The sequence below is a fragment of the Micrococcus antarcticus genome (assembly GCF_044872765.1).
Classification (GTDB): Bacteria; Actinomycetota; Actinomycetes; order Actinomycetales; family Micrococcaceae; genus Micrococcus.
Window position 1 is genome coordinate 1934788 of record NZ_CP085253.1, and the last position, 17435, is coordinate 1952222.

At 68.1% G+C, this 17435-nt stretch carries 13 protein-coding genes and 5 pseudogenes; 15 read left to right on the plus strand and 3 right to left on the minus strand.

Annotation, left to right across the window (positions count from 1 at the left end):
- Positions 1-33: 33 nt before the first annotated feature.
- Positions 34-690 carry a cysteine hydrolase family protein gene (locus tag LG274_RS09100; protein WP_404464052.1) on the plus strand — a complete coding sequence of 219 codons (657 nt, stop codon included), beginning with the start codon at positions 34-36 and terminating at the stop codon, positions 688-690.
- Positions 691-828: 138 nt separating this feature from the next.
- Here LG274_RS09100 and LG274_RS09105 read toward each other — a convergent pair.
- Positions 829-1761 (minus strand): annotated as a pseudogene (locus tag LG274_RS09105) (IS5 family transposase).
- 220 nt (positions 1762-1981) lie between these two features.
- On the opposite strand from LG274_RS09105, the gene LG274_RS09110 reads away from it, so the two are divergent.
- The 10 genes and pseudogenes from LG274_RS09110 to LG274_RS09155 all read left to right on the plus strand — a co-directional run bounded on the left by LG274_RS09110 (position 1982) and on the right by LG274_RS09155 (position 13237).
- Positions 1982-3004 carry a CapA family protein gene (locus LG274_RS09110; RefSeq protein ID WP_404464054.1) on the plus strand — a complete coding sequence of 341 codons (1023 nt, stop codon included), beginning with the start codon at positions 1982-1984 and terminating at the stop codon, positions 3002-3004.
- Between the two features lie 322 nt (positions 3005-3326).
- Positions 3327-4221 (plus strand): IS5 family transposase gene (locus LG274_RS09115; RefSeq protein WP_166437828.1). Its coding sequence is split into 2 segments (ribosomal slippage): positions 3327-3683 and positions 3685-4221, totalling 894 coding nucleotides; the frame shifts between segments, so codons are not numbered across the junction.
- A gap of 30 nt (positions 4222-4251) precedes the next feature.
- Positions 4252-5150 (plus strand): annotated as a pseudogene (locus LG274_RS09120) (IS5 family transposase).
- 446 nt (positions 5151-5596) lie between these two features.
- Positions 5597-6217, plus strand: coding sequence for an RHS repeat-associated core domain-containing protein (locus LG274_RS09125; RefSeq protein WP_404466055.1), 621 nt, complete (start codon positions 5597-5599; stop codon positions 6215-6217).
- Between the two features lie 109 nt (positions 6218-6326).
- A complete protein-coding gene (locus LG274_RS09130) occupies positions 6327-7631 on the plus strand; it encodes a hypothetical protein (protein WP_404464056.1) in 1305 nt (434 codons plus the stop codon).
- Positions 7632-7871: 240 nt separating this feature from the next.
- Positions 7872-8450, plus strand: coding sequence for a recombinase family protein (locus LG274_RS09135; RefSeq protein ID WP_064845789.1), 579 nt, complete (start codon positions 7872-7874; stop codon positions 8448-8450).
- A 209-nt stretch (positions 8451-8659) separates the two neighbouring features.
- Positions 8660-9949 (plus strand): ISL3 family transposase, encoded by a 1290-nt coding sequence (locus tag LG274_RS09140; protein WP_404464059.1) that lies wholly within the window; start codon positions 8660-8662, stop codon positions 9947-9949.
- 82 nt (positions 9950-10031) lie between these two features.
- Positions 10032-11111 (plus strand): catalase family protein, encoded by a 1080-nt coding sequence (locus LG274_RS09145; RefSeq protein ID WP_298714722.1) that lies wholly within the window; start codon positions 10032-10034, stop codon positions 11109-11111.
- Positions 11112-11135: 24 nt separating this feature from the next.
- Complete coding sequence (locus LG274_RS09150) at positions 11136-11852, plus strand: hypothetical protein (protein WP_298714719.1); 717 nt, start codon at positions 11136-11138, stop codon at positions 11850-11852.
- On the plus strand, positions 11852-13237 hold the full coding sequence (locus tag LG274_RS09155; protein WP_298714716.1) for a peroxidase: 1386 nt from the start codon (positions 11852-11854) through the stop codon (positions 13235-13237). The genes LG274_RS09150 and LG274_RS09155 overlap by 1 nt, the downstream gene beginning before the upstream one ends.
- A gap of 237 nt (positions 13238-13474) precedes the next feature.
- Here LG274_RS09155 and LG274_RS09160 read toward each other — a convergent pair whose 3' ends face one another.
- On the minus strand, positions 13475-14620 hold the full coding sequence (locus LG274_RS09160; protein WP_019310328.1) for a glycerol-3-phosphate dehydrogenase/oxidase: 1146 nt from the start codon (positions 14618-14620) through the stop codon (positions 13475-13477).
- A gap of 212 nt (positions 14621-14832) precedes the next feature.
- Here LG274_RS09160 and LG274_RS09165 point away from each other — a divergent pair.
- The 3 genes and pseudogenes from LG274_RS09165 to LG274_RS09175 form a co-directional block, all read left to right on the plus strand.
- Positions 14833-14982 (plus strand): annotated as a pseudogene (locus LG274_RS09165) (IS3 family transposase); the annotation flags it as partial.
- A 94-nt stretch (positions 14983-15076) separates the two neighbouring features.
- A complete protein-coding gene (locus LG274_RS09170) occupies positions 15077-15805 on the plus strand; it encodes an IS3 family transposase (protein ID WP_343282145.1) in 729 nt (242 codons plus the stop codon).
- Positions 15771-15914 (plus strand): annotated as a pseudogene (locus tag LG274_RS09175) (IS30 family transposase); the annotation flags it as partial. The gene LG274_RS09170 and the pseudogene LG274_RS09175, both read left to right, overlap by 35 nt.
- Before the next feature lie 14 nt (positions 15915-15928).
- On the opposite strand, the pseudogene LG274_RS09180 reads toward LG274_RS09175, so the two are convergent.
- Positions 15929-16063: pseudogene (locus tag LG274_RS09180) on the minus strand (integrase core domain-containing protein); the annotation flags it as partial.
- Positions 16064-16189: 126 nt separating this feature from the next.
- Here LG274_RS09180 and LG274_RS09185 point away from each other — a divergent pair.
- Positions 16190-17434 carry an IS256 family transposase gene (locus LG274_RS09185; protein ID WP_031943898.1) on the plus strand — a complete coding sequence of 415 codons (1245 nt, stop codon included), beginning with the start codon at positions 16190-16192 and terminating at the stop codon, positions 17432-17434.
- Position 17435 lies beyond the last annotated feature (1 nt).

Genomic DNA, 17435 nt, shown 5'->3' on the forward strand with positions numbered 1-17435 from the left:
GCCTTCGTCGTCCCCCATGGAAGGACGCCCCGCATGCCTGACACCTCCGCCGAACCCTCCCGCTCCCGTCCGCAGGGCCCTGCGGGGGAGCAGACCGCCCTGATCGTCGTGGACATGCAGAACAGCTACTTCGAGTTCCCCGAGCTGGCTGCGGAACAGGAGAGGGTCCTGGCGGCCGTCAACGAGCTGCTCGCCGCGGCGCGCGACGGCGGACGGCCCGTGGTCCTGGTGCGCACGGAGCACGCGCGGGACCGCTCCACCTGGACGCTCAACATGCTCGAGGACGACCAGGGCTTCGCCTTCCCCTGCACCGAGCAGGCGCGCCTCCTCACCGACCTGCAGACCGAGGGGTGCGACACCCTCGAGATCGTGAAGACCCGGGACTCCGCCTTCCACGGCACCTCGCTGGCGGAGGACCTGCGACAGCGCGGAGTGGGCCGCGTGCTGCTCTGCGGGATCTCCACCCACAGCTGCGTGGCCCAGACGGCCATCAACGCGTTCGCCCACCAGTTCCACGCCGCCGTCGCCGTGGACGCCGTGGCCTCCGAGGATCCCGACCTCTCCACCGCGCTGCTGCGCTTCCTCGAGAAGGAGATGCGCCAGCCGATGCTGGACCAGTCCGCCGCCGTGGCGGCGCTGCGCGGGGACGGGCCGACGTCGGCCGCCTCAGACGACGCCGCGTCCCACTGACCCGTCCCGCCGATCCAGGCCGCCGGCCGAGCCCACGCGGCCGTCCCGGCCTCTGGACGTGATAAGGCCCCCGCCGTGGCGGGGGCCTTCATCGTCTCCGGGCACGGCCCGGAGTGTCCATGGATCCGACGGTCAGATCTAGGGCGTGTCTGACAATCGTTTCGACCACGTCAGGACCGCGTTCAACACCACGGCGGCGCGGTAGAGGATCCCGTGCTTGTCATACCTGGTCGTCAGTCCCCGTCACTGCTTGAGGTGGGCGTACTGGCGCTCGATCACGTTCCGCCCCTTGTAGGTCTCCGCGTCGAGGCCGACGGGGCGTCCGCCGCGGGAACCACGACGCCGGGGGTGGCCTTGGCTGGTCTGCCGGCTCGGGGATGACGGCCTTGATCCCTCGGGAGCGCAGGTGCGTGCGGATCGGGCGGGAGGAGTACGCCTTGTCGCCGAAAACCGCCTCCGGGCGGGTCCGGGGCCGGCCCGTCGGCCGGCCTACGCGCAGCTGGCCCAGCAGGGGCAGCAGCATCGGGGAGTCGCCGGCTTGGCTAGGGGTGGTCAGGCTGGACAGTGGCGGCCCGGCCCCGTCGACGGGCTGGTGGATCTTCGTGCTCAGCCCGCCCCGGGAGCGGCCGATGCCGTGGTCGGCAGACTCCTCACGCGAATTCTTGTAGCTCGATCCAGCCCCGAAGTGTGGCGCCTGGTGTTCGTGGCGTGCTGGTGGGTGCGGGCGGTCGTGGAGTTCACTTCAAACAGACCAGTCCTCCAGCGCCTGGGAGTCAGCGGCCGCGGGGTGCTTGACCAAGACCATGTCCCAGGTGCCCTCGGCGGCCATGCGCCGGCGTCGGGCCCACACCTTCTTGCCCAGACACGAATTCCCCGGGCAGATCCCGCCACGGGACCGGTAGGTGATGCCCCAACCATCGTGGGGGCGTCCGCGAGAGGCCGGTCTCGCCGGCCGGTCCGGGTCGGGAGCATCGGGGCGGTCAGTTCCCACTGGGCGTCGGAGAGCAGCTGGAAGTGGGATACGCCCTCCAAAGTCTCAGCCCGCCCCTTGTGTGTTGTCAGCCATACCATCGGTCATATGCACCCCCACCGCTCAGCTACTGCTACCTGTGCCGCGTTCGCTTCAATTCTTTTGATTTCAGCTACCGCCACCTCGTGCTCGGTTCCTGAGTCCGGCCCGTCGTCGGTCAGTCCTTCCCCTGCGGTCTCGACGTCTTCGGCCAGTTCCTCCGTCGCCGCCGCGGATCCGGGGAGCCCAGCAGCTGACCGTTCCCCAGGGCCACCGCGGACGGTGTCCGTGAACACCTCAGGGGATCTTCTGTGGAACCCGGCACTCTTCGAGGCGGCGCGCACTGAAAAGGGGTTCGACTTTCGACCCCTGCTGGCATCGGTTCGACCCTTCTTGGACGAGGCTGACGTAGCCATATGTCATCAAGAAGTCCCCTTGGCAGAGCAGGGCGGGCCGTACTCCGGTTGGCCGCGATTCCGTGCTCCACAGGAGACGGTCGAAGCGATCGTCGCTGCTGGGTTCAACGTGTGCACTACCGCGTCGAACCACTCAGTCGATGACGGCTGGGCGGGCATGAAGCGCACTCTCGAGGTTCTCCACCGCCATGGCATTGCCACCGCTGGGACTTCCGCGACGCGCGCCGAAGACGATGAGCCGGATCTCTTCACCACAGATGACGGTGTGGTCATCGGCTTCGTCTCGCAAACTTTCAGCACGAACCAGATTCCCGTCCCTCAGGGACGGGAGTGGTCTGTGGACCTCCTGGATCCGGACAAGGCGATTTCCGATGCACGGGCCGCACGCGAAGCGGGAGCGGACATCGTGATATTCCACATGCACGCAGGTGAGGAGTATGTGCATGAGCCCAATAAGGATCAGCAGTGGATGGCCCAGAAGGTCACGGCCTCCGGCGAGTTCGATCTCGTCATCGGACAGCATCCCCACTGGGTGCAGCCCATAGCGAAGGTCAACGACACGTGGGTGGTGTATAGCACCGGAAACCTCATTGCCGCCATGCCGGGTAAGCGTCCGGGAACCCACGACGGGGCGATGGTCGAAGTCGAGTTCGCAGAGGGCCCAGACGGTGACTTTTCAGCGAAAACGGTCACATGGGCCCCGACGTACATCACCGATGCGAAGAACGACCCGACCGGGCGGCCTCGGGTTCTGCTCATTCCCGACGAGCTTGAGGACGCCGACCCCGCGCTACGCAAGCGTCTCAACGCCTCAGCTGCCAGGACCCGGGAGGTGATCACATCCGGCAACGCCCCTGGCCTATCAGAACGGACCGGGTCGTCTGGATGATGCGACTCAGGAGCGGGAGAACCGCACCCACCAGCACTCGCCCACCCGCGGCCCGTGTGCCGTCGGGCCGGCGGCGGTGAGCCCGGCGGCGGCGTTGAGCAACACCGCGTCCCTGGTCGACCCCTGTTCCTCCGCCAGGAGCGCGTACACCAGCGTCGCGCTGCATGCGCCATCCCGCCCGGTCAGCACCTCGACGGCCGCGAGGCTACCGCCGAGGTAGCGGGGATCCAGCTCCTGCTCGGTGACCGCGCCGCGGATCTCCGGGGCGGTCTAGGGCGTGTCTGAGAATGGATCCAGGGGGCCAGCTGACACCCTGGAAGGCATGTCCCGCTTCCAGATGCTCTCCGATGCCCAATGGGAGTTGATCGCCCCGATGCTCCCGACCCGGACCGGCAGGGCCGGCAGGCCGTTCGCCGACGCCCGCACGATGGTGGAGGCGATCATCTACCGATATCGGTGCGGGATTGCATGGAGGGATCTGCCCGAGGTCTACGGGCCTTGGCAGACCGTGTGGACCTGGCACCGGCGCTTAGCTGAAGAGGGCACCTGGGATGCGGTGCTGGCGAGGCTGACCGCCGCCGCGGACGCCGAAGGCCTGATCGATTGGTCGGTCTCGGTGGACTCCACGATCGCCCGCGCGCATCAGCACGCGACGAACATCACCCGCCTCACAGGGGGATGGGTCGAACTACAGGAATCTGCATGAGGAGCCGGCCGATCACGGCATCGGGCGCTCCCGGGGAGGGCTGAGCACGAAGATCCATCAGCTCGTCGATGGGACCGGGCTGCCGCTGGTCAGCCTGATCACCCCCGGCCAAGCCGGGGACTCCCCGATGCTGCTGCCGCTGCTGGGGCGGCTGCGCGTGGCACGGCCGGTAGGGCGGCCCCGGACCCGCCCCGAGGCGGTGCTGGGCGACAAGGCGTACTCCTCCCGGGCGATCCGCACCCACCTGCGTGCCCGCCGGATCAAAGCCGTGATCCCCGAGCCGGCGGATCAGCAGGGCCACCGCAGGCGCCGCGGCTCGGCCGGTGGCCGTCCCGTGGGCCTGGACTCGCAGGCTTACAAGGGCCGGAACGTGATCGAGCGCCAGTACGCGCACCTGAAGCAATGGCGGGGCCTGGCGACCCGGTACGACAAGTACGCGATCGTCTACCGGGCCGCCGTGGTGTTGAACGCTGTGCTCGCGTGGTCCAAACGATTGTCAGACATGCCCTAGGGCGTGTTGATAAAGGATTCGGGGACGTGGATGCGCGAGTCTGGGGTCATGTCGCGTGATGTCATCTCAGACGAGCTCTGGGCCGTGATCGGCCCACTGTTCCCCGAAGCCAAGACCACCGGGCGTCCGCCCGTGGATCGGCGCATCGTGGTCGAGGCCACCGCGTGGCGCTTCCGCACCGGAGCTCCCTGGCGGGATCTGCCCGAGCGGTTCGGGAACTGGAACACGATCTACAAGAACTTCAACCGGTGGGCCGCTCAGGGCGTGTGGGAGCGGGTGCTGGAGAAGACCCAGTCCATGGCACAGCAGGCTGGCGAGCTGGACTTCGGTGGCCTCGATCGATTCCACGATCGTGCGCGTCCACCAGCACGGGGCGACCCTGCCCCGCCCCACAGGGGGCCTGGATGAACGACAAGAAATCCGGGACAGAGCCGGCTGATCATGCCATCGGACGCTCCCGCGGCGGTCTGACGACGAAGTCTCATCTGGTCTGTGATGGCAAGGGCAGGGTGCTGGCGTTCGTGGTGACCGGCGGGCAGGTGGCGGACACCTCGATGTTGGCCACCACGCTGGAGCAGATCAGCGTGGCCGGCGTCCGTGGGCGGCCCCGGATACGGCCTGACCGCCTGATTGCAGACAAGGGCTACCCCTCGAAGGCGAACCGGGCCTGGCTGCGCCGGCATGGCATCGCGGCCACGATCCCCGAGCGGGCCGATCAGATCACGCACCGGCGCAGACGCCCGGGCCGGTCGATCGACTTCGGTGAAGACCAGCGCCAGCGCTACCGGGGACGCAATGTCGTGGAGCGGTGCTTCAACCGGCTCAAGCAGTGGCGAGGGATCGCGATGCGTTCGGACAAGTACGCCCGGAACTATCACGCCGGGCTCAGCCTCGCAGCGACACTGCACTGGCTGACTACCCTCCTTTAGCAACACGCCCTAGTGCCTCGCCTGCTGCCGGCTCTGCCCCGATCACCCTGGGGTACTACGACACGGACGCCGCCGCCTCGATCACCCGGGGAACTACGACCACCACTCTGAGCCTGGACGCGGCAGGGCGCCGGCACAAGCAGACCACCGGCACTACGGTGGTGAAGAACGGGTACGTGGAAGACTCCGACAATCCGGGGTTCTCCACGACCACCACGGGCGCGGGCGAGCCGGTCGTCAGTCGGTACATCAACGCTCTGGGTGGGGACCTGGCCGTACGGATCGAGGGCAGCAGTGCCACGCTCTCGCTGGCGAATCCGCACGGCGATGTCGTTGGTGAAGTGAATATCACCACCGCTGGAACGGTGTCGGCGGGTATGTCCGGATGGACTACTTACGACGAGTATGGAAACGCTACACGGCTGAGTGCCTCCACAGTTGGCAACATGTATCGCTGGCATGGAGCTGACCAGCGTGCAGTTCTAGCCGCAGGGTTAATTCTGATGGGTGTTCGGCTGTACAACCCGGTGACGGGCCATTTTACTACCCGCGACCCTGTTCCTGGTGGAAATTCCACTATGTACGCTTATCCTCAGGACCCCCTCAATTCTGATGACTTGGATGGCCTCGCTGCTCGTTATGGGGGATTGTATATTCTGTATATAGGTAGAACCCCGGTCTATGTGGGGCAGTCTATAAACATCCGGTCGCGAGTGTTGAGGCATTTTAGGAAGCCCCATTTGCTCCGTGTGACACATGTGGCCGTTAAAAGTATTCCCCGGCATCGAGGGGAAAGCTACAAGAGTTACAAGAGAAGGTTTTCCGTCGCAGAACAGCGGGTAATGAACAATTTGAGGGCAAGGGGGTATAAGCTACCGTTCAACTCGATCAATGCCCATTGGCGGGGAAGAATGCTTGGCAATGGAACCCTCCGCGGACTTAGGATTGCACCCAAGAGTCAAATTCAAGCTCGCCCTTCAGGAGCTGGAGGGCTGGGCGGAATAAGCTTTGGCCCTTTGCCGGCTATCCGAGGCGGAGGGGCCGCCCTCCCGTTTTCCAAGAGATAATCAGAAAGGCCAGAAATTGACTGCGTGGTCGGATGCCGAGGGGTATATTCAGGTTGACGAGTTGGGTGGGTGGGACGGAGTCCCGGCCGGCGAGCTGACGTGGGCTCAGATGCTCGTCTTCGAGGGGCCCATCGGCCCGTGCCCCGCGGATCGGACCTTCCCCAGGACGTGGAGCCTGGAGGGCCATTCCAGCGAGAACCTCCACGAGTGGGCCGACCTGCCGCGGCTCCGCGAGCTGAGGCTGCGGTACGCGAGGCCGGAGCACCTGGATCGGGTGGCCGGTTTCCGGGTCGAGGACCTCGATGTGATACAGGGAGCGGGGTTGCCGGCGGGGACGGTCTGGCCCGAGTTGCCCACTGTGGTGCGCGCGCATTGGGCCCTGATGCCGGTGGTGGCTTTGAGCGGGCTGAAGGCTCCCGCTCTGGAGGAGGTCATGGTGGATGGCGTCCGCGAATGCCTGGGCCTGGAGGAACTCTTGGTCTCCTCCCCGGTGCGGGATCTGATGTTCTTCGATGTGCGTCAGGTCCCCTCGCCCCAGAGGCTGTGGGAGTCGGCCGGAGGAATCGAGCCGGTCACCTGGGGCGGTGATCTGAAGGCCAATCTCTGGTTCATGGAGCTTGCGGTGGGACCCATCTCTCGCCTCCCCCTGGACGCGCGGACACCACACCGATCGTTCCGACGGCGCGCGGCGAGTAGTCGCTCTACTGCCCTGGCGGAGGTCCCATTCACGCAGGAAACAGTTGAATCTGACGCGGTCCGCGCCATCCTGCCTGCCCCGAGTGAGGAGATCGCTGGCCTGCTGCAGCGGATGGGCGTGGCGGACCCGGGGGTGTTCTGGGCGGGGCTGCTCTCCGTGCGGTGGCCGTGTCTGCCCGAGGCCGGGGTGCGGATCGCATGCGATGACTCCGCCACGGTGGTGCGTGGGCCGCGGGAGGCGGTGGAGGACGCCGTGGCCCTGCTGGCGTGGTGGTGCTCCTCGGCGGAGGTGCTGGCGAGCGTCGTCGACGTGCTGGTCTCGGCCGGCCTGGCCGGGGAGGCCTTCGCCGGGGGCGGACCGGCGGTCGTGCCGGTGTCCCGCCTGGTGACGGGCTCGAGCGTGGCCTCGATCGAGAGGCTGGAGGAGCGCACGTACGTGCTGACCATGCCGATGCAGCCGGTGCCGGCCACGCAGGTGCTCGAGTCCCGGGGCCTGGAGCACTCGGGCCACACGTGGGACCGGCTCCTGGAGCTGGGCTTCCCGGCGGAGGTGCGCCGGGTGGAGCTGGATGGGGAGGCCAACGTGTTCATGGCCTACGGGACACGGCCGGCACTGAAGAAGGTCCAGGCGGTGCTGGACCGGTTGACCCAGGACGAGCAGGAGCTCCGCGCATGCCTAGAGCGAATCTCATCGGACGGTCACGCGATCGAGGGGTAGTGGCGGGTCGACCCTGATTGCGGGGCCGGGGGCTCTTGATGCCATGGTTCCTCGGACCTGCCAGGCCGCCGGGTACTACGACGCAATTCGCCTACTGACGTCGGGTCAGCGATGGCACCCCATGCGAGCAAGCGTCAAGTTAGGTATACCCCTTTACACACCCCCCGCCGCCACGAGAGGATCACGTCAGAGTGGGTCTATTTTGGACCCGTTAGACATATCTGACGGAGGGTCTAAAACGTGGTTGGACAGACGGTGGGGTACGTGCGGGTGAGCTCGGCCGAGCAGAACCTGGACCGCCAACTTGAGGCGGTGGGGGAGTGTGACCGCATCTTTCAGGACAAGATCTCCGGCAGCTCCCGCGCCAAGCGCGCCGGGTTGGCGGAGCTGATGCGGTACGTGCGGGAGGGGGACCTGGTGAAGGTCGCCTCGATGGACCGGCTCGGGAGGGACACCCGGGACCTGTACGCGATCGTGGATGAGCTCACGGACAAGGGGTGTGCGGTGCAGTTCGTGTCCGAGCGGATCACCGTGGACAAGTCCGGCACCTCCCCGGTGGACGGGCTCATGCTGGGCATCCTGGCGGCGTTCGCTGAGTTCGAGCGTCGAAGGATCAAGGAGCGCCAGGCCGAAGGCATCGCCCTGGCCAAGGCCCGCGGCAAGTACGTGCAGGCACCGAAGCTCTCGGACACGGATGTGGAGCAGGCGCGCGTGATGATTCAGATGGGGATCCCGAAGGCCGAGGTGGCGCGCACGTTCGGGGTCAGCCGACAGACCCTGTACACCTCCCTCGCTCGCGGAGCAACGACGTTGCCTTGAGTGACCCAAGGGGAGGGGCGGACCCCTGCTAATAAGCTTCACGGGTAGGGGTAATGGTGAACCGCCGACGTCTCGACTGTAGGGCATTTTTGTGCAGTCCGCGCATTGTGGCTCTTCGACTTTGAGCGTGGTGGGGCCCTGACGTAGGGCTCGCGGCCCTACGCCAGCATGGGTGTTGTCTAGACATCTCATGAGCGAGGACCGCGAGCGTGCACAAGCCTACGTTCGACGTCGATGCGGCGTCGATCCTGTTCAACCTGTCCGGTTACCGAGTCGTCTCGGCCACCCCTGGCGTCGACGTTGAGCAACCGCGGCAGGTGCTGATCGAGACGACCACGAGCGAGGGCGCCTGCCCCTCCTGCGGGGTGCTGTCCTCGCGGATCCAGGCAAGACCTACCCAGCGCGTGAAGGACGTGCCGTGCGGGGGTGAGCGGCTCGACGTGCTCGTGCGCAAGCGCCGCTACGCCTGCCGTGAGTCGTTGTGCCCGCGGCGGTCGTTCACCGAGGAGACCGAGCAGCTGCCCGCGCGGGCGAGGGTCACGACCCGGCTGACCGAGCAGGTGATATCCGCCTGCCGGGCCGAGCCGCGGGCGGTGTCCCGGGTCGCGCACGAGGCGCACCTGTCCTGGCCCACGGTGATGCGGATGCTCACCACCACCCTGGACCTGGACACCGGCGTGGACCGCCGGCACGTGCGGCACCTGGGGATCGATGAGCACCGGTTCCGCACCGTGCGCTACCTGCGCGACCCGGACACCCACGCGGTGAAGCGGGTCGAGCCGTGGTCCATCGTGTTCACCGACCTCGACGACGGCGCGATCCTGGACGTCGTCGACGGGCGCCGCGGCAAGGTCGTCACCTCCTGGCTCGCAGCGCGGCCGCGGTGGTGGCGCCGACGCGTGCAGGTCGTCGCCCTGGACATGTCCAGTGAGTTCCGCGCCGCGATCCGCAAGGCACTACCGCGGGCGAAGGTCAGCGTGGACCACTGGCACGTCGTGCGCCTGGCCAACGAGATGATCACCAAGGTGAGGAGGCGCCGGGTGTGGGAGCTGCACGAGCGCCGCGGCCGCGCTACCGACACCCCGTGGAAGTACCGCAAGCTGCTCACCTGCGCCGGCGACCGGCTCACCGTCCGCCAGCGCACCAAGCTGCAGGAGATCCTGGCCGAGGACGTCGAGCTGGCTGTGGCGTGGGGCATCAAGGAACACGTCCGCCAGGTCCTCACCGCCACCGACACGTCTTCGTTCCAGCGGCACTGGGCCGGCCTCGAGCGTGCCGTGCGAGCCACCCGCCTGCCCGAGCCGGCCGCGCTGTTCCGCACGCTGCGCGCCTGGCGTCGTGAGCTGCTCACCTTCTGCCGAACCAGGGTCACGAACGCTCGCACCGAGGCGGCGAACCTGACCGCCAAGACGATCAAGAGGGTCGGGCGCGGGTACCGCAACCACCGAAACTACAGATGCCGCATCATTGGCTATGCGCCCCGACCGATCGCGGCGTGAACACCCAGCACCACGCTCAAAGTCGAAGAGCCAAATTGAGTCCAGTACAATATTGTTGTCACGATGTCGAGGAGGCATACCGATGAACCCCATCCGCTACCACGATGACGTCGAGGTCCCCGTCGAGAACGAGGCCGAGATCTCCCAGCGAATCGTCGAACGAATGGCCGCCACCCAGGCGGAGAACGCCGACCGTCACCGCCACGCCCACCGCGACGCGCACGCCAAGAGCCACGCGATCATCACCGGGCAACTCACCGTCCACGACGACCTGCCGCACGAGCTCGCGCAGGGCATCTTCTCCACCCCCGGCACCCACGAGGTCGTCGCCCGCCTCTCGTCGGCACCCGGCGACATCCACTCCGACGAGATCCCTGCCCCGCGGGGTTTCGCGCTCAAGATCATCGGCGTGGAGGGCGAGCGCCTGTCCCCCGACCTCGGTGGCGCCAACCAGGACTTCCTCATGGTGAACTTCCCGACGCTCGCGTTCGGCACCGTGACCAAGTACGAGGACATGCTCGACATCCTCGAGAAGAACGCGAGCAACCCGGCCGCCGCGCAGAAGGCGGTCTCCGCCGCCGCCCGGGGCATCGCCTCGATCACCGAGAAACTCGGTCGCACCCCCGGCGCGACCGTCCAGGGCCTCGCGAACGACTACTCCCACATACTCGGTGAGACCTTCTACACCCAGGCCGCGATCCGTTACGGCGACCACGTCGCCAAGATGTCCCTCGCGCCGACCGGGGAGGTCGCCGAGCTCACCGGCGTCGACGTCGGCGACGACTTCGACGCGATGCGTACCGCGGTCGTCCGCCACTTCATGACCAAGGGCGCGACGTACGAGCTGCGGGTGCAGCTGTGCACCGACCTCGAGGAGATGCCGGTCGAGGACGCCGCGGTGCTGTGGCGCGAGGACCGTTCCCCGTTCCGCACCGTCGCGACCGTCCGGTTCGACCGGCAGGACGTGTTCACCCCCGAACGTCGCGTCGCCGGTGACGACCGGCTCGCGTTCAACCCGTGGAACGGCGTCGAGGCGCACCGGCCGCTCGGCTCGATCATGCGCGTCCGCAAGCTCGCCTACGAGTCGTCCTCGCGGCAGCGGCACGACCTCAACGCCGTGGCCCGCCGGGAGCCGGACTCCCTCGCCGACCTCACCGCCTGACCCCTCACCCCCTTGGAGGACCCCATGAACGAGAAGCTGACGTCCGAACAGACCCGCATCGACCCGCGCCTCTCGGAGGAGAGCCGCATGGAGGAGTTCCGCCGCGTGGTCAAGGAGGTCGCGGCCGACGCGCCGACGATCTCCCAGATCGCGATCAACTCCCTGCTCACCGACAAGAACCCGCTCCACGAGGGCACGTACGAGTCGGCCGGCCGGGCCGGTGCCCGCTCCGGCAACGTGTCCGAGCTGACCGCCATCGCCGACCTCAGGCCCGGCGGCGCCGACCGGCTGCGCCGCATCTTCGGCCTCACCGGCGGCGACTTCGACGGCGCCAAGCGCGTCTCGACGCTGCACAACATGCGGTTCGTGTTCCTCGACGACGACACGCGTGTGCTGTTCGCCACGGCCTACGACGGCGACTGGGACACCTACATCGACGACTTCGCGACGAAGATCCCCGAGCTCATGGACCTGTTGTTCGTCAACGTCGAGGGCTGGCCGGGGATCGACTCCCCGAAGGTCAAGGACTTCATCGCCGACCACCAGATCGACGCCGCCGCGTGGTTCGTCGCGAACCCGCAGGTGACGGTCGTGGACGTGCGCCGGTACCAGCGCATGGAGCAGGCCCTGGACACGTTCTTCGACGCGATGGCGGCGAACACCGCGATGGACGCGACGACCCGGGAGGCCCTGTCGGCGCTGTCGGACGCGGTGGCGACGCCGCAGGGGGTGGACTACTGATGCCGTTCGAGCACCTCAGGGAGCTGCGCAAGCGGTTCCGTCGGGAGAGCGTCACGCTGCAGCTCGACGACATCCAGTCCCTCATCCTGCGGTCGCGGCCCGAGCCCTACGTCGGGATCCACGCGGGGTTGCGGGTCGACACCCCCGAGGGGGGTCGTGCCCTGCTGGGGCGGCTCGTCGAGTACGTCCCCTCGGCGCAGGACTGGACCGCGGACATGCACGCGTGGACGGGGGTGGCGATCAGCCACGCCGGCCTCAAGGCGATGGGCCTGCCGGAGGAGTCCCTCGCGAGTTTCCCGCTGCCGTTCCGGCAGGGCATGGCGGCCCGCGCGGGCCAGCTCATGGACACGGGCGAGAACGCCCCGGAGACGTGGGAGGAGTTCTACAAGGACGACTCCCTGCACGTCGCGGTGACGATCTACGCCGACTCGGAGGAGTCCCTGGCGGACGCCGTGGAGAAGGCTCTGGGGTACCTGGAGGAGATCGACGGGGTCACCCTGCTCGGCACGCACGCGTTCGGGGCGCCGGATGCGGCCAACCCGTTCGGCTACCACGACTCGCTCAGCCAGCCGCTCGTCGCGGGCGCCGGCGTCGACGCCCTCCCGGGGCAGGAGCGGGCCATCGCGGCGGGCGAGTTCATCCTCGGGGAGGACAGCGAGACGGGTTCGCCCGTCGCCATGCCCTCGCCGGACGTGCTGGGTCGTAACGGCTCGTTCGTCGTGCTCCGCAAGTACGACAGCCGTGTCGGCGCCTGGAACGACTTCCTCCGCGAGCACGCGGAGGAGGACACGCAGGAGTCCCGCGACGCCCTCGGCGCGAAGCTCGTCGGCCGGTGGCGCTCGGGCGCGCCGCTCGTCCTGGCCCCCGACCAGGACGACGTCGAGCTGGGCATGGACGACCAGCGCAACGACGACTTCGACTACTCCGAGGACCGGGCGGGCCTCATGTGCCCCCACGCCGCGCACGCCCGACGGATGAACCCCCGCGGCAGCGAGCTGACGATCCTCACCGACGAGAACATCCACCGGATCATCCGCCGCTCCTCGACGTTCGGCCCGGAGTGGGACCCCGACCTCACGGCCGCCGACGACAAGGACGACGACCGCGGTCTGTTCTTCATCTTCATCAGCGCCCGCGCCTTCGACACGGTGGAGTTCCTCCAGCATGAGTGGATCAACCGCGGCAACTTCATCGACCTCGGCACCGAGCGTGACCCGGTCGTCGGCCTGCATGAGGAGCCCGGCCGGTTCACCATCCCCGACCGCCCCGTGCGCAAGCGGGTCGACGGCGTGACGACGTTCAACCGCCTCCGCGGCGGGGAGTACATGTTCATGCCCTCCCTCTCCGCCCTGCGCTGGATCGCCGACGCGGGCTGGGAGAGCTGACCAGGCCGGCGGATCGAGACCGGCGCTCGCCCGGTCGTCCGCATCGGCGATGAACGAGAGGCCCTCTCCCAACCCGGGAGGGGGCCTCTCGAGTCGGAACGCCGTGGCTCTGGGGCCGTCCGCGCCCTCGGACCTCACGAGGGCGAGCACGCGCTCGACGCGCTCAGCCGTGTCGATGGCCCCCCTGCCCCTTCCTCCTCTCCCCCTTTCCCGATGACGTCATCCGGGGGGCGGGGGTCAGGTGGTCGCGAGTTCCAGGACCTGGGCGGCGACCTCGCGCGCGGCGGGGACGGCGGACTCGACGAAGGAGGTGCGGGTGCGGCGTTCGACGAGGTCCTCCACCGTGAGGGCGCCCTCCGCCAGCACGCCGAAGAGCATCTCCGCACCGGTGTAGGCGACGCCCTCGGCGACGGGGCCCGCGAACCGGGGGTACCGACGGCCCAACTCCGCGACACGACCGGCCTCGGTGCCGTAACGGCGCACGAGACGGGTCGGTTCCTCGAGACGGGCCAGCACCTCCCGCGGCGCCGCGCCCACGAGCGGGAGCGTCCTCGTCCGGCACTCCCGGTCCGTCCCGAGACGACGGCAGGCGGCGTCCACGGCGTCCTCGGCCATCGTGCGATAGGTCGTGAGCTTGCCCCCGGCGATCGTCAGGGGCCGGCCAGGTTCGTCGATGAGCAGGTGCCGTCGGGACACGTCGGCGGTCGCGCCCGCCTCGACGAGTGCGCGCTCCGCGCCCTCCGACAGATCCCCCGACGCGCCGTGCTCGCGCCTCTCCCCGAACCCGTGCCTCCCGATCCGCCTCTTCGTCCCTCCCGTCGACCCGCCCGACGGAGTCGGCAGCACCAACGGCCGCAGCCCGGCGAACCGGCCCACCACGTCCTGCCTGGTCAGGGGGCGCTCCAGCGCGCGGTTGATCGTGGCGAGGAGGAAGTCCTCGTCGGATTCCGGCACCGGCGGAGCGATGCCGTCGACCCCGGGAGCGGCGTCGTCGGTGAGGCCGACGAGCACGAGGCCGTCGCTCTGTGGCAGAGCGAACACGAACCGGCCGAAGTGACCCGGCACCGGCGCGGTGAACACGGCGCTGGGACACCCGAGCGCCTCGGCCCGCACGACCAGGTGGGATCCGCGGCTCGGCGAGATCCGCAACGACGGGTCGTGTTCACCGGCCCACACGCCGGTCGCTGAGACGACCGTGCCCCGAGCCTCGACGCTCTCGCCCGTCGTCTCGTCCGTGAGGGTGAGTCGGTCCTCACGCAGGTCGGTCGCGGCGCACCGGGTGAGGACGTCCGCGCCGTGCGCCGCGGCGGTGCGGGCCAGCGCGATCACGAGGCGGGCGTCGTCCTCGAGCTGACCGTCGGTGTAGTAGACGGCACCGCGCAAGGGCCCTACCCCCGGATCTTGGACACGGGGTGTGATTACGCAGCCGTCGGCAGCGTAGCGGTGTTGCCGGTCTCGTAGAGGACCGGCGGGACGTAGCGGCACCACGAATTGAATCGCCCCGGGTCTGGTGGAGGCTCTGATCCAACGGAAGGATGCAGAGCATGCCAGCACCACGGAAGTACCCCGACGAGCTCCGCGAACGCGCCACGCGGATGACTCTGGAAGCCCGTCAAGACCCCGCCACGAGGACCGGAGCGTTCCGCCGTGTGGGAGAACAGCTCGGGATCAATCCCGAGACGCTGCGCAACTGGGTCCGCCAAACCGAGATCGACCACGGCCACCGCCCCGGGATCACGACCAGCGAGGCCGCCCGGGTGGCCGAGCTGGAGAAGGAGAACCGTGAACTGCGGCGGGCGAACGCGATCCTGCGCTCGGCGTCGGCTTTCTTCGCAGCGGATGCTCGAGACGCCCACAGCGCTGATCGTGGACTATATCGACGAACACAAGCACGAGTTCGGTGTCGAGCCGATCTGCACCACGCTCTCCGCAGCAGGCACGCAGATCGCACCGAGCACGTATTACGCGGCCAAGACGCGCCCTCCTTCAGCGCGCAGCCTGCGCGATGAGCAGGTGCTCGTTGAGATCCGGCGGGTGCATGAGGCCAACTACGGGGTCTACGGGGCCCGAAAGGTCCACGCGCAACTGCGGCGGGAGGGCCTGCAGGTGGCCAGGTGCACGGTGGAGCGGCTCATGCGAGCCGCAGGCCTGCGCGGGATCAGCCGCGCGAAGGGCCCGAGGACCACGGTCCCAGGCCCCGGCCCGGATGAGCGTCAGGACCTGGTGCAGCGCGACTTCACCGCGGCGGCTCCGAACCAGCTGTGGGTCGCTGACATCACCTACTGCCGCACTTTCAGCGGATGGGTGTACGCCGCGTTCATCATCGACGTGTTCTCCCGACGGGTGCTGGGCTGGCAGCTGTCGAAGTCGCTGCGCACGGACCTGGCCCTGGATGCCCTCGAGATGGCGTTCTGGACGCGTCAGCGTGCAGGCCACGACGTGGCCGGGCTACGGCATCACAGCGATAAAGGAGTCCAGGGTGGATTCAATCGGTCGTCGCAACACCCTCTCGGAATCACTGGAGGTATGGGCGATGGCAAGCAAGGACTGGGCGAGGAAGATCAGTGACGTGCCCGAGGGGACACGTCGGCAGTGGAGAGCGGATCGGGCCTTGCGGGCCCCGATGCGCTCTCCTGGCAGGCCGCAGCCCTCACGGGAGGTCCAACGCCAGTTCTGGCTGAGCCGCCCCCTTCATTCGGTCCGGACGTTCTGTGAGTCGTCGGTTTCCATTTGATGGGTGCACTGCCGAGCGTACTCGGCTGGGGTTAGGTAGCCGAGCGAGGAGTGCCGGCGGTGGTGGTTGTACTCGTCCTTCCAGTCGCCGATGAAGTTGAGTCCCTGATAGTGGTGTAACCCTCCCCGGCCGCCAACACCGTCCCCAGCATGGACGCGGTCACCGTGGGAGCCTTCGAGTGAACCTTCCACAGCACTCTCGAAAGGGACATCACCACGATGACCGCTCCTCACATTGTCGACCCTGAACGCCTGCTACGCGAAGCGATCGGCGAAGCCTCGCCGGACTTGTTGCGCCACCTGCTGCAGACCGTGATCAACGCCCTGCTCAGCGCTGACGCAGACGCGGTCTGCGGCGCCGAGTACGGCACCGCTTCTGATACCCGCACCGCACAGCGCAACGGGTACCGCCACCGGCCCCTCGACACCCGCGCCGGCACGATCGACGTGGCCATCCCGAAACTGCGCGCCGGCACGTACTTCCCAGAGTGGCTGCTCGAGCGACGCAAGCGGGCCGAGTCCGCGTTGATCACGGTCGTCGCCGACTGCTACCTCGCTGGGGTCTCCACCCGACGCATGGACAAGCTCGTGCGCCAGCTGGGCATCGACTCGCTCTCGAAGTCCCAGGTCAGCCGGATGGCCGCCGAGCTGGACGAGCACATCGACGCGTTCCGGCACCGCCCGCTGGGGGATGCCGGCCCGTTCGTGTTCCTCGCCGCGGACGCCCTGACCATGAAGGTTCGCGAGGGTGGTCGGGTGATCAACGCGGTGGCCATGGTCGCCACCGGCGTCAACGCTGACGGGCGACGTGAGGTACTCGGGCTGCGGGTGGCCACCACGGAGTCAGGCGCGGCGTGGAACGAGTTCTTCGCTGATCTGGTCGCCCGCGGCCTTCACGGGGTGAGACTGGTGACTTCGGACTCCCACCGTGGCCTGGTCGAAGCCATCGCGGCGAACCTGCCCGGGGCCGTGTGGCAGCGGTGCCGCACGCACTATGCCGCGAACCTGATGGCGGTGACCCCGAAGGCCATGTGGCCGGCGGTGAAGGCCATGCTCCACAGCGTCTACGACCAGCCTGACGGGCCGGCGGTGCACGCCCAGTTCGACCGGCTCTTGGACTACGTGGCCGAGCGGTTGCCCGCCGTGGCTGGGCACCTCGATGCTGCTCGGGAGGACATCCTCGCGTTCATCTCGTTCCCGAAGGACGTGTGGTCCCAGATCTGGTCGAACAACCCTGCCGAGCGCCTGAATCGGGAGATCCGGCGCCGCACGGACGCGGTGGGCATCTTCCCGAACCGGGATGCCGTGGTGCGGCTCGTGGGGGCCGTGTTGGCTGAGCAGACGGATGAGTGGGCCGAGGGCCGCCGGTACCTCGGTCTCGAGCTGCTGGCCCGCTGCCGCGAGCCCCTCACGCAAGAACCGGGCACCGTGATGGGCACGGAGGTGATGCCGGCCCTGGCCTGAT

Excerpts from the sequence above, each read along its gene's own strand:
- LG274_RS09145 (WP_298714722.1), top strand. The coding sequence starts at position 10,032 with ATGAACCCCATCCGCTACCACGATGACGTCGAGGTCCCCGTCGAGAAC.
- LG274_RS09170 (WP_343282145.1), top strand. The coding sequence starts at position 15,077 with ATGCTCGAGACGCCCACAGCGCTGATCGTGGACTATATCGACGAACAC.
- LG274_RS09150 (WP_298714719.1), top strand. The coding sequence starts at position 11,136 with ATGAACGAGAAGCTGACGTCCGAACAGACCCGCATCGACCCGCGCCTC.
- LG274_RS09125 (WP_404466055.1), top strand. The coding sequence starts at position 5,597 with ATGTATCGCTGGCATGGAGCTGACCAGCGTGCAGTTCTAGCCGCAGGG.
- LG274_RS09130 (WP_404464056.1), top strand. The coding sequence starts at position 6,327 with ATGCTCGTCTTCGAGGGGCCCATCGGCCCGTGCCCCGCGGATCGGACC.
- LG274_RS09100 (WP_404464052.1), top strand. The coding sequence starts at position 34 with ATGCCTGACACCTCCGCCGAACCCTCCCGCTCCCGTCCGCAGGGCCCT.
- LG274_RS09185 (WP_031943898.1), top strand. The coding sequence starts at position 16,190 with ATGACCGCTCCTCACATTGTCGACCCTGAACGCCTGCTACGCGAAGCG.
- LG274_RS09155 (WP_298714716.1), top strand. The coding sequence starts at position 11,852 with ATGCCGTTCGAGCACCTCAGGGAGCTGCGCAAGCGGTTCCGTCGGGAG.